We start from the raw sequence: 11,731 nt of genomic DNA, 5'->3' as shown, positions 1-11,731 counted from the left end.
AACCCGCCAAACCCGAAAGAGGAATCCGAAGATCCCAGCAAAACAACCCCCCGAAAGGGATTGCATTTGCCTCAAAGAAATCCCTGCACCCGAATCCGAAGATCCACGTGCACGGGGTGATCAGGCATTGCCTGATCTATAAAGGCACTGGCTTTTGTCACGCTGTTGAGTTCTCAAGAAACGGACACTCACGCGCTCCGTCCGCGTTTCCGCGGCCTTCGCTCCGTGGCGACTCCCTTACTTTATCAGTTCCGGCCGGCTTGTCAATTTCCGGCTGATTCTGATTTCCGCACTTCCCGTCCGCTTTCGCGGCCGTTCCCTGCGGCCCGTCTATTTCACCAGATCCGCGCCGATTCGCAAAATCGAGCATTTCCGGTCCACCATCCGACGGCGGGCACGGCGAAGCCGCTACCGCTTGGTCTTGGATGGTTTCCCCTCAGGTCGGCCGCCGTTCGGCGTCCCGCAACTCCTTGGGGCGAAGAGAACAGTATGCCCAGGGGGCGTCCGCGTCAAACCGACTGGCGGAACCCGTCCGGCGCATCGCCGGGGAGCTCGCCCGTCGGCGGTGTCGACGTCCTCTAGCTGGGCTTTTGTGCTGAGAAGCGAGCGTCTCGGCCCGCCGGAAGGTCCAACGGCGGTGAGGACCCGCGGTATTCCGGGATGCGGTTTTCGCCGGGAAGGTGGCCGTTCGGTGCTTAGGTGACCGGGCCACGGGGCGGTCAGTGCTTGGTGAGGTAGCCACCGACGAACATGACGGCCTCGGCGAAGACCCAGAAGCCGACTGCGATGGTCAGGTTCCGGTCCAGGACGGCGGAACGGTGCCGAACGCTTGGGACGAGCCAGGACATGAGGCTGATCCCTGCCCCGACGAAGGCGGGTGGGGCGGAGAGCCAGACGTAGCGGCCGACCGTGTCACCGCAGTCGGCGTTATGGGCGGCGCCTGAGCCGCAGAACGCGTCGTCGCTCCAGCCGCCGAACGCGGAGAACCCCCAGAGCGCGGCCAGGACGCCGTTGGCGATCGTCGGTATGACCGGTGACAGCCACCGGCCGTTCGACCGTTCTGGCACGACCCGCACAAGCGGAACGTATCCGCTGCCGCGTCCGGAGGGAACCCCGCGTGCGCCGTTCCGGGCCGGACCATCGGGGACTGCTCCCCCGGCGGTTGCCCAGAGCCGGCGTCGGCGTCCGGACGGACGGACGTCAGTCCGTGATCAGACGAGTTCCTTGGACTCGTAGGCCATCATGTCGAGCACGATCGCCGTGATGACGACCAGGACGCGGAGCGTCTCGTCCACCTCCTCGCTGAACTCGACGGCGTAGCGGTCGGCCGTGGTGAACAGCTCGGCGCGCAGCCCGGCCCACTTCTTGTTGATGCTGGCGAACTTGCGGCGGTCGTTGTCGGTGACGGGGAAGGTGCGCAGCCGCAGGTCACCGATGGCCTGGGCCATCTCGGTCTCGTCGGCGTCGAGCAGGAAGTACTGGCGGCGGGTGGAGTTGGCGCGGACGGTCCCGATGCGGTCGCCCCGCATCACGGCCTCGCCCTCCTCACCCGGGACGGCCAGGTGGACGTGGGTGTTCCAGGCGTCCACCTTGTCGATGACGAAGCGGGGGGCGTCCTCGGCGTCCTTCAGGACGAGGGTGGCGTGCGCGCTCCGGACGGTCTGCGGGAGGGCCGCGCGGACCGCCTCACGGCGGCTTCGGACCTGCTGGTCGGTGACGTAGGCGAGCCGGGTGCCCTGGTCGTCCACCACGTCGTACCGCGTCTGTGTCTGCACGACCTTGCGCGGCTGTTCGACCCGCATGCTGGGGAGATTGAAGAGATCGGTCACGTCGCGATCCTGTCAAGGCGGACGCTGACAAGGAACCCCGGTGAACCGGGATCCAGCCTTCCGGCCAGGTCATCGGGCCGGAGCCGGAACCCCGGGTGGGAGGGGCCGAAAACGCGCGAAGGGGCGGCCCCGTCGAAACGGGACCGCCCCCTGGCTCAGGCGTCAGCGGTGCTGTCGCCCGGACTTCCGAGGTCGGATCAGAAGTCCATGCCGCCGTCGCCGCCCGGCATGGCCGGGGCCGGGTTCTTCTCCGGCTTCTCGGCGATGACGGCCTCGGTGGTGAGGAACAGCGCCGCGATGGACGCCGCGTTCTGCAGAGCGGAACGCGTCACCTTGGCCGGGTCGAGAATGCCGGCGTCGAACATGTTGACGTACTCGCCGGTCGCGGCGTTGAGGCCCTCACCCGGGGTCAGGTTGCGGACCTTCTCCACCACGACGCCGCCCTCGAGACCGGCGTTGACCGCGATCTGCTTGAGCGGCTCCTCCAGCGCACGCCGGACGATGTTGGCGCCGGTGGCCTCGTCGCCGGGCAGCTCGAGCTTGTCGAACGCCTTGGTGCCGGCCTGGAGCAGCGCCACGCCACCACCGGGGACGATGCCCTCCTCGACGGCCGCCTTCGCGTTGCGAACGGCGTCCTCGATGCGGTGCTTGCGCTCCTTCAGCTCGACCTCGGTCGCCGCGCCGGCCTTGATGACGGCGACGCCGCCGGCCAGCTTGGCGAGGCGCTCCTGGAGCTTCTCGCGGTCGTAGTCGGAGTCGGTGCGCTCGATCTCGGTACGGATCTCGTTGACCCGGCCCGCGATCTCGTTGGCGTCACCGGCGCCGTCCACGATCGTGGTCTCGTCCTTGGCCACCACGATCTTGCGGGCGCGGCCCAGCATGTCGAGGCTGGTGTTCTCCAGCTTGAGGCCGACGTCCTCGGAGATCACCTGGCCACCCGTCAGGATGGCGATGTCGCCGAGCATCGCCTTGCGGCGGTCGCCGAAGCCCGGGGCCTTGACGGCGACGGACTTGAAGATCCCGCGGATCTTGTTGACGACCAGGGTCGCCAGGGCCTCGCCCTCGACGTCCTCGGCGATGATCAGCAGCGGCTTGCCGGACTGCATGACGCCCTCGAGGACGGGCAGCAGGTCCTTGTTGGCCGACGCCTTGCCCTGAACGATCAGGATGTACGGGTCGTCGAGAACCGCCTCCATCCGCTCGGGGTCGGTGACGAAGTACGGCGAGATGTAGCCCTTGTCGAAGCGCATGCCCTCGGTGAGCTCGAGCTCGAGCCCGAAGGTGTTGCTCTCCTCGACGGTGATGACACCTTCCTTGCCGACCTTGTCCATCGCCTCGGCGATCATCTCGCCGATCTGGGTGTCACCCGCGGAGATGGAGGCCGTGGAGGCGATCTGCTCCTTGGTCTCGACGTCCTTGGCCAGCTTGGAGAGCTCCTCGCTGACCCGCTCGACGGCCGCCTCGATGCCCCGCTTGAGGGACATCGGGTTGGCGCCGGCGGCGACGTTGCGCAGGCCCTCGCGAACGAGCGCCTGAGCGAGGACGGTCGCGGTGGTGGTGCCGTCACCCGCGACGTCGTCGGTCTTCTTGGCTACTTCCTTGACGAGCTCGGCGCCGATCTTCTCCCAGGCGTCCTCGAGCTCGATCTCCTTGGCGATGGACACACCGTCGTTGGTGATCGTGGGGGCGCCCCACTTCTTCTCCAGCACGACGTTGCGGCCCTTGGGACCAAGGGTCACCTTCACGGCATCAGCGAGCTGGTTCATGCCGCGCTCGAGGCCGCGCCGGGCCTCCTCGTCGAACGCGATCATCTTTGCAGCCATAGGCTCCAAGTCCTCCCGGAACAGGGTGGCCATAGACGGATCGAGCCGATGCCCGCGACGGACGGCCCCCGCCGGCGACTGCCATTCCGTCACCGGTCAAGAGGCCTCATCGCCCCGATCCAGACTGTGGAGCTGTCACTCTCCACAGCAGAGTGCCAACGTTTGTTTAGCACTCTACCCTGCCGAGTGCAAGCCTCCGAACCAGTCCGGCGCATCGCTCCGGACTTCCTTCGTGGCCGGGCTCTCACCAGGGGATCGGACGGGGCGTCCGGGCGGGATCGCGGGGCCAGGGCGGCGGCCGGAGGGTGGCGGGTTCGGCACGTTCGCGGAAGGTCCGGGTGGACGGCCGAGGGGGTGCCGGGGCGGTCGCGGGTGGACGGCCAGAGGACGGGCTCGGCGAGGGGTTCCCGTTCGTGGTGGTCGGCGTTTTGGGTGGCGGATTCTTCTTCGGGTGGGGTCGGTGGGGTGTGGGTTCGGGGGGTAGGAGGGGCTTGGAGGCGTTTTTCGGGGGTGGTGTGCGGTGGCCGGCGGCGGGGATGTCACGAGCCCTGTCCAGCAGTTGCTCGACGAGGTCCACGCGCGTATCGGGGGCATCGACGACGGGAACGTCGCGACGTACATCCCGCCGCTCGGGAAGGCCGATCCGTCGTTGTTCGGGCTGGCGCTGGCGACGCGGGACGGGCACGTTTACGAGGCGGGCGACACCGGCGTCCCGTTCACGATCCAGTCGGTCTCCAAGCCGTTCGTCTACGCGCTCGCGCTGCACGACCGGGGGCTGAACGCCGTCCTGCGGAAGGTGGGGGTCGAGCCGACCGGCGAGGGGTTCGACGCGATCCGGCTGGAGGCCGGAACGGGCCGGGCGCTGAACCCGATGGTGAACGCGGGCGCGATCGTCGTCGCGTCGCTGGTGGACGGGGACGACTGGGGACGCCGGTTCCAGCGCATCCTGGACGGCCTGTCCGCGTTCGCCGGACGGGAGCTCAGCGTCGACCACGAGGTGCTCGCGTCCGAGGAGCGGACCGGCGACCACAACCGCGCGATCGGCTACCTGCTGCGCAACGCGGGGACGCTCGACGGCAACGTGGACGAGGCCGTGAAGGTGTACTTCATGGCCTGCTCGACGCTGGTCACCGCGCGGGACCTGGCCGTCATGGCGATGACGCTGTCGTCCGGCGGGGTGAACCCGCTGACCGGCCGCCGGGTCGTCGGGACGGACACGACCGAGCACGTCATGGCGGTGATGGCGACGTCCGGGACCTACGACTTCGCGGGCGAGTGGCTGCTGCGGTCCGGGCTGCCCGCCAAGAGCGGCGTGGCGGGCGGGCTGGTGGCGGTGCTGCCGTCCCAGCTCGGGATCGGCGTGTACAGCCCGCCGCTGGACCGGCGCGGGACGAGCGTCCGGGCGATCGCGGCCTGCCAGGAGCTTTCATCGCGATTCGGACTTCACCTGATGCGTCCGGTCACCGGGACGATGTCCGCGATCCACCGGTACCTCCGTGGGGACGCGGTGTCGTCCCGGCGCAGCCGCCGGTTCGCGGAGCGGGAGATCCTGCGCACGCGCGGGCGGGCCATCGCCCTGTGCGAGCTGCAGGGCGACCTCGGGTTCGCTTCGACGGACGTCGCGGTGCGCGCGGTCACCGGCGACCACGACGGCGTCCGCTGGCTGATCCTGGACCTGCACCGCGTCGTGCGCGCCGAGCCCGTCGCGGTGAACCTGCTGGACGCGCTGGTCCGTGAACTGCGGGAACACGGCGTGACGACGGTCGTCGCCGTCGGGGAGGGCCGGTCGCCGCTGGCGTCCGCCGAGACCGCGTTCGCGTCCCTGGACGAGGCGCTCGAGTGGTGCGAGGACGCGCTGGTCGCCGAGGCCGGCCCGGCGGCGGAGGCCGACCGGGAAGAGGTCGTCCCGCTGCCCGAGCAGGACGTCCTGCGCGACCTGCCCGCCGACATGCTGGACGTCCTGACCCCGCTGTTCGCCGAGCGCCGCCTCGCGCCCGGCGAGGTCCTGTTCGACGTCCGGGACGAGCCGGACGAGTCGCTCTACTTCGTCATCTCCGGCGGCCTGGTCGCGCAGGTCATGCAGGGCGAACCGGCCGTGCCGGTGCAGGTGGCGTCCATGGGGCCGGGGACGGCCGTCACCAAGCTCACGCTGCGCCGCGACGACCCGCGGACCTACCGCATCGTCGCGGCGGAGCCCACGGTCTGCCAGGTCCTCACCGGGGGCGCGCTGAAGCGGCTGGAGCACGACCGTCCGCAGGTCGTGGAGGCGCTGCACTGGGCGATGACGCGCAGCCTCGCGGCCCGCCTGCGCCGCGCCGACCAGCAGCTCGCCGCGCACGTGGCGTCGGGACCTCGCTCAGGGACACCACCCCGCGGGTGAGGTTTCAGAGGAGGCGGACGGACTCGGCCTGGGGGCCGCGGTCGCTCTGGGTGATCTCGAACTCGACCCGCTGGCCCTGCTCCAGGCTGCGGTAGCCGTCCATCTGGATGACCGAGTAGTGGACGAAGACGTCCGCGCCGCCGTCCACCGCGATGAAGCCGTAGCCCTTGTCCGCGTTGAACCACTTGACTGTGCCCTGCGCCATACCAATCCCGCCGAATCGTCAACGGCCCGGGGAGCCGCGGTCCGTTCCGGATCCCGCCCCTGCCAAAACGCGGGAACCGTCGACCACCACCCGTGTCTCGCGTCCCTGGCTTGGACAGGGGCCGCGGCGGGGTCGACCCGGCGTGATCGGCACCGACCTTATAAGCGGCCCGATCAAGGCGACAGACCCTAGAAGCGAAGACCGGACGGCCGGTAATGGTCACCGTCTCGTGCGCGCACGAGGGGAAGCACCTCCGTTTCGAGACGGCGCGGCACGCGCTGCCCGTACCGGGTCTCCAGCCGTCCCCGCGCCCGGACGTAGCCGGTCACGGCCTCCTCCAGCGACCTCGGGACGACCTGGACGCCGAGCGGGCCCAGGAGCTGTCCGCTCATGGTCAGCAGTTCGCCGCGCAGCCGGTCGTCCATGCCGCGCTGGCGCTTGCTGACCAGCCACAGGATCCAGTCCCAGAAGTGGGCGTCGACCGCGGACAGCGTGTCCGGCCCGATCCGCCACGGCCCGGCCGGACGGCGCGGGACGTCCCGGAACAGCAGGTCCACCTTCACGGGTCCGGCGAACACCAGCAGGTAGCTGGCGCACGAGCCGAGCGGGTCCCACTGCGCCGCCACCGGGTCGAACGGGGCGACGAGTCCCGGCAGGTCGGCGGACACCTCCCCGAAATCGTCCACGGCCACCGCGAAGTCCCAGTCCGAACTCCGCACGGCCGTCCCCCGCGCCCGCGATCCGACCAGTTCCACCCCCCGCACGGCCGGATGGGCGCGCAGCACTCCGGCGACATCCTCCACTATCCCCATGACTCTGCCTTTACCCCGACAATCAACACAAAAGCCCTCTCTCAGAGAGAAAGAGGGCTTTTGTGGTCTTGCCGGGACGTCATGCTTCCTTGCGGGCCACCAGGGCCGTGACCGGATCAGCCGCCGGCGACCGCCGGAATGATGGAGATCTGCGTGCCGGACGGCGTCGGAGTGTCGAGACCCTCGGCGAAACGGACGTCCTCGTCGCCGACGTAGACGTTGACGAACCGGCGGATCTTGCCGCCGTCGTCCAGGATCCGGGCGGAGATGCCGCTGTAGGACGCCTCCAGGTCGGCGACCACGGCGCGCAGGGTGCCGCCCTCGGCGCTCACCTCGGACTCGCCGCCGGTGTAGGTCCGCAGGATGGTCGGGATTCGGACGGACACGGTGCTCATGGGAGGCTCCTCTCAGGCGATCCCGGCCGCGCGGAACGCGGCCAGGGTGGGGGCGATGGTGGCGGTGGGCGCGACGACCGGGGCGACGGCGTCCAGGGTCTTCAGGCCGTCCCCCGAGTTGATGATCACGGTCTCGGCGGACGGGTCGAGCACGCCGGACTCGGTGAGCTTCTTCAGGACGCCGACGGTGACGCCGCCCGCGGTCTCGCCGAAGATCCCCTCGGTGGCGGCGAGCAGCCGGATGCCCTCGACCACCTGCTCGTCGGTGACGTCCTCGACCGTGCCGCCCGTGCGGCGCGCGACGTCGAGCACGTAGGTGCCGTCCGCCGGGTTGCCGATCGCCAGGGACTTGGCGATCGTGGCGGGCTTGACCGGGCGGAACACGTCCCAGCCCTGCTTGAAGGCGTGCGCGACCGGGTCGCAGCCCGCGGCCTGCGCGCCGAACACGCGGTACGGCTTGTCCTCCACGAGCCCGAGCTTGATCAGCTCCTGGAACGCCTTGTCGATCTTGGTGAGCTGGGAGCCGGACGCGACCGGGACCACGATCTGGTCCGGCAGCCGCCACCCGAGCTGCTCGGCGATCTCGTAGCCGAGCGTCTTGGACCCCTCGGCGTAGTACGGCCGGACGTTGACGTTCACGAACGCCCAGTCCTCCTGCTCGCCCGCGATCTCCGAGGCGAGCCGGTTGACGTCGTCGTAGTTGCCGTCCACGGTCACGAACGTGCCGCCGTACACGGCCGTCGTGATGATCTTCTGCGCCTCCAGGTCGGACGGCACGAACACCGCGCTGCGGATCCCCGCGCGGGCGGCGGCCGCGGCGACCGCGTTCGCCAGGTTCCCCGTGGACGGGCAGGCCAGCACCTGGAAGCCCAGCTCACGGGCGGCGGCGAGGGCGACCGCGACGACGCGGTCCTTGAACGAGTGGGTCGGGTTGCCGCTGTCGTCCTTCACCCAGAGCTTCGCGAGCCCGAGGTTCCCGGCGAGACGGTCGGCGCGGACGAGCCGGGTCAGGCCGGGCTCGGTGTTCGGGGTCTCCTCGATGTCGGACGGGACGGGCAGCAGCCCCTTGTACCGCCAGATGTTGCGCGGTCCCGCCTCGATCGACGCGCGGGTGACGTCGCCGAAGTCGTAGGAGATCTCCAGCGGACCGAAACACTCCTCGCACGCGTAGTGCGGTCCGAGGTCGCGGCTGTGGCCGCATTCGCGGCAGGTCAGCGCGGTGGCGGGTCCGAGATTCGTCGCAGACGTGAGCGCCATGAAGCGAGGCCCTTCTCCCCATCTTCCCTGCGCCACTTTGGTCGCAGGCCGGAGTTGGCACCACTTCCCGGTCGGCCTCGCGGGATTCGCGAGCGCGTTCTAACCGGGTGGTTGCCGGGGCTTCGTAGGGCCGGTCCCTCCACCCCTCTGGATGAGCGATATGAAGTTGTGTGAGGGCTGAGCTGGAAGACCGGCCCTTCGGCCACTGTGCTCCCTGCACCCCTCTGGATGAGCGTTATGAAGTTTTAGTACGGGTTCTTTCGAACTCCGTGGCCCGAGATTACATGACTTGACTGGTTCGTGGACACCGGCGTCTCGGCGGGTGAGACGCGTTCAGACGGTGTCCTTGGTCACGCCGACAGACTTCTGTCACGCCCCGGAGAGCCGTCCGTGGAGGTGGGGACAGGTCTGTGGCGGGGCATCACGCGGGTCCCTTTGATGGGCGGGCGTCCCGGCTGAGACGCTGCCTCCATGAGTCAGATCGTGGTGGCGTCCAACCGTGGTCCGGTGTCGTTCACCCGGGGCGAGGACGGCGGGCCGACCGCGCGGCGCGGCGGCGGCGGCCTGGTGTCGGGGCTGGCCGGGGTCGCGGCCGGAACGGACGTCCTGTGGGTGTGCGCGGCGCTCGGCGACACCGACCGGGAGGCCGCCCGCGCCGCCCCGGACGGACGGCTCGACCGGGCGGGCCACGACACGGGCGACGCGGCGGTGCGGATGCTCGACATCCCCGCCGCGACCTTCCAGCGCGCCTACAACTCGGTGGCCAACTCGACGCTCTGGTTCGTCCACCACCTGCTGTACGAGACGCCGGTCGCGCCGCACTTCGACGCCCGGTTCCGGCGCGACTGGCAGTCCTACGAGGCGTACAACGCGGCCTTCGCGGACGCGGTCGCCCAGTCGTCCGGCGAGGGTGCGAAGGCCGTCGTGCAGGACTACCACCTGTCGCTCGCGCCGCGCATGCTCCGCGAACGGCGTCCCGACCTGCGCATCGCGCACTTCTCGCACACGCCGTGGGCGCCGCCGGAGTACTTCCGGATGCTGCCGGACGACATCGCCGCCGCCGTCCTCGGCGGCATCCTCGGCGCGGACCACGCCGGATTCCTCACCCGGCGCTGGGCGGACGCCTTCCTCGCCTGCTGCGCCGAACTCCTCCCGGGCGCCCGCGTGGACGGCGGCACCGTCACCTACGCGGGCCGGACGACCCGGATCGGCGTGCACGGCCTCGGCGTGGACGGTGAGTCCCTGCGCGCACGAGCCGCACAGCAGGACGTCGCCGAACGCCGGGAATCGCTGCGCGCGGAGGTGGGCGACCGCAAACTGATCGTCCGCGTCGACCGGACGGAGTTGTCGAAGAACATCGTGCGTGGCCTGGCCGCCTACCGCGAGCTGCTCACGACGCATCCCGAATGGCACGGACGGGTCGTCCACCTGGCGTTCGCGTACCCGTCGCGGACCGACCTCGCCGAGTACCGCGCGTACACCGAGGCCGTCCACGAGACGGCGCGGGCGATCTCCGAGGAGTTCGCAACGCCCGCCTGGGATCCGCTGATCGTGCGGGTCGACGACGACTATCCGCGCTCGCTCGCGGCGTACTCGCTGGCGGACGTCCTGCTGGTGAACCCGATCCGGGACGGCATGAACCTCGTCGCGAAGGAGGGCCCGGTGCTGTCGGCGGACGGCTGCGCGCTGGTGCTGTCCCGGGAGGCCGGGGCCGCCGCCGAACTCGCGGACGACGCGCTCATGGTCAACCCGTTCGACGTGTCGCAGACGGCCGCCGCGCTGCACCACGCGCTGCTCATGCCGTCCGGCGAGCGCGCCGAACGCTGTAGCCGCCTCGCCGCCGCCGCGACCGCGCTGCCGCCCGCACGCTGGTTCGCCGAGCAGCTCGACGCCCTCGACTAGACGGACGGACCGGCGTCGGGTCAGACCGGGGTCGACGGGGCGGTCGTGGCGGCGGGTTCGAGGAGGCAGGCGACCGGGTTGGGCTCGTGCAGCCGCCGCCAGCGTTCGCGCACGTCGGCCTTGCGGTACGCCATGCGGCGGTGCGCGGCGGTCGCGGCGAACCTGGCGAGCAGCGCGGGGCTCGGCCGGGACAGGCCGCTCGGCTCGTAGCCGTGGGCCGTGAGGCGGTCGCCGAAAGCGGCCTCCGCGAGCCCGATCTCCCAGGGCTCGAGCCGGGTCCGCCACGAGCCGACGCGCCCGGACGACACGGCGGTCCGGGTGCGGCTGTGCCACTTCTTCTGCGGCGGGACGGTCAGCTCCGCGATGTGCCGCGGCTCCGTCATCGCCGGGTCGAACTCCTCCCCGAGGAACCGGCACAGTCCGGCGAGTTTCCCGGCCGGATCCGCGACGAGGTCCTCGTAGCGGAGCTCGTGGTAGCCGTCGGGCCCGAGGCGGTCGGCGGTGCGGCGGCCGATGTCGACGGCCTCGCGCCACGCCGCGATCGCGTGGTGCACGTCGAGTTTGTACCAGGGCATCTCGCGTAGCGACGCCACGCAGTCGCGGCCGTCCCGGACGAGGTGGACGAACTGCGCGTCCGGGAACATTCGCAGCAGCGCCGGGACGTGCTTGGAGTAGCTGGGCCGCTTGTCTCCCCAGCGGGCGCTGTCGAAGCGCCGCGCGTACGCGCGGAACACGATGCCGAGCGCCGAGCCGAGCGTGGGCGGGCCGTCGGTGATCTCCTCGGCCACCGCGGGCGCGTCCAGGCCGAGGTCGGCGAACTTGGAGGCGCGCCGCCCGGTGATCCACTCCGCGAGGCGGCGTCTGCGTTCCCTGTCCGTCAGGTCACCGAAGTCGCACCTTCCGGTGTAGGCCGGGAGGACGAACCGGGTCTCGGCGGGGATCGCGATGCGCGGATGCGAGTGCAGCATCAGCTGGAGCAGCGTCGTCCCCGAACGCGGGCAGCCGAACACGAAGACCGGCCGGGCGAGCGGGGCGGTACCAGTGGCCATGCAGGGCATGGTGACCCAGCAACGCCCCTGACCAGGGCTGATTCGCGCCCGCTTGGCCCACCCATTGCCGACCCTTGGA

At 70.4% G+C, this 11,731-nt stretch carries 10 protein-coding genes and 1 riboswitch; of the genes, 2 read left to right on the top strand and 8 right to left on the bottom strand.

The features are described from left to right. Positions 1–719: 719 nt before the first annotated feature. The 3 genes from EBO15_RS16395 to groL all read right to left on the bottom strand — a co-directional run bounded on the left by EBO15_RS16395 (position 720) and on the right by groL (position 3,652). Positions 720–1,076, bottom strand: coding sequence for a hypothetical protein (locus EBO15_RS16395; RefSeq protein WP_122195255.1), 357 nt, complete (start codon positions 1,074–1,076; stop codon positions 720–722). A gap of 135 nt (positions 1,077–1,211) precedes the next feature. Next, a complete protein-coding gene (locus EBO15_RS16390; RefSeq protein ID WP_147481518.1) occupies positions 1,212–1,829 on the bottom strand; it encodes a phospholipid scramblase-related protein in 618 nt (205 codons plus the stop codon). 197 nt (positions 1,830–2,026) lie between these two features. Further along, positions 2,027–3,652: a chaperonin GroEL gene (gene groL / locus EBO15_RS16385; protein WP_122195253.1), complete on the bottom strand. Its 1,626-nt coding sequence runs from the start codon at positions 3,650–3,652 to the stop codon at positions 2,027–2,029. Between the two features lie 520 nt (positions 3,653–4,172). Between groL and glsA the strand changes: the two genes are divergently transcribed. Then, positions 4,173–6,032, top strand: a complete 1,860-nt coding sequence (glsA, locus tag EBO15_RS16375; RefSeq protein ID WP_199744580.1) for a glutaminase A — start codon at positions 4,173–4,175, stop codon at positions 6,030–6,032. A gap of 4 nt (positions 6,033–6,036) precedes the next feature. On the opposite strand, the gene EBO15_RS16370 is transcribed toward glsA, so the two are convergent. The 4 genes from EBO15_RS16370 to thrC all read right to left on the bottom strand — a co-directional run bounded on the left by EBO15_RS16370 (position 6,037) and on the right by thrC (position 8,701). Then, entirely contained in the window at positions 6,037–6,237 is a 201-nt protein-coding gene (locus EBO15_RS16370) for a cold-shock protein (protein ID WP_122195250.1), read from the bottom strand. Positions 6,238–6,425: 188 nt separating this feature from the next. Beyond that, a complete protein-coding gene (locus EBO15_RS16365) occupies positions 6,426–7,049 on the bottom strand; it encodes a nucleotidyltransferase domain-containing protein (protein WP_147481517.1) in 624 nt (207 codons plus the stop codon). 116 nt (positions 7,050–7,165) lie between these two features. After that, entirely contained in the window at positions 7,166–7,444 is a 279-nt protein-coding gene (locus EBO15_RS16360; RefSeq protein ID WP_122195248.1) for a MoaD/ThiS family protein, read from the bottom strand. A gap of 12 nt (positions 7,445–7,456) precedes the next feature. Then, positions 7,457–8,701 carry a threonine synthase gene (thrC, locus tag EBO15_RS16355; RefSeq protein ID WP_122195247.1) on the bottom strand — a complete coding sequence of 415 codons (1,245 nt, stop codon included), beginning with the start codon at positions 8,699–8,701 and terminating at the stop codon, positions 7,457–7,459. A gap of 15 nt (positions 8,702–8,716) precedes the next feature. Continuing rightward, positions 8,717–8,859: riboswitch (SAM riboswitch) on the bottom strand. Between the two features lie 313 nt (positions 8,860–9,172). Between thrC and EBO15_RS16350 the strand changes: the two genes are divergently transcribed. Further along, positions 9,173–10,603: an alpha,alpha-trehalose-phosphate synthase (UDP-forming) gene (locus EBO15_RS16350; protein ID WP_122195246.1), complete on the top strand. Its 1,431-nt coding sequence runs from the start codon at positions 9,173–9,175 to the stop codon at positions 10,601–10,603. Between the two features lie 20 nt (positions 10,604–10,623). Here the strand turns inward: EBO15_RS16350 and EBO15_RS16345 are convergent, their stop codons facing one another. Next, the gene (locus EBO15_RS16345) at positions 10,624–11,652 is read right to left on the bottom strand and encodes a sulfotransferase family protein (protein ID WP_122195245.1); all 1,029 of its coding nucleotides are present in this window, start codon (positions 11,650–11,652) and stop codon (positions 10,624–10,626) included. Positions 11,653–11,731 lie beyond the last annotated feature (79 nt).

It is taken from the genome of Actinomadura harenae, from assembly GCF_003696215.1.
Lineage (GTDB): Bacteria > Actinomycetota > Actinomycetes > Streptosporangiales > Streptosporangiaceae > Spirillospora > Spirillospora harenae.
This window is presented reverse-complemented; position numbering and strand designations above follow the sequence as displayed.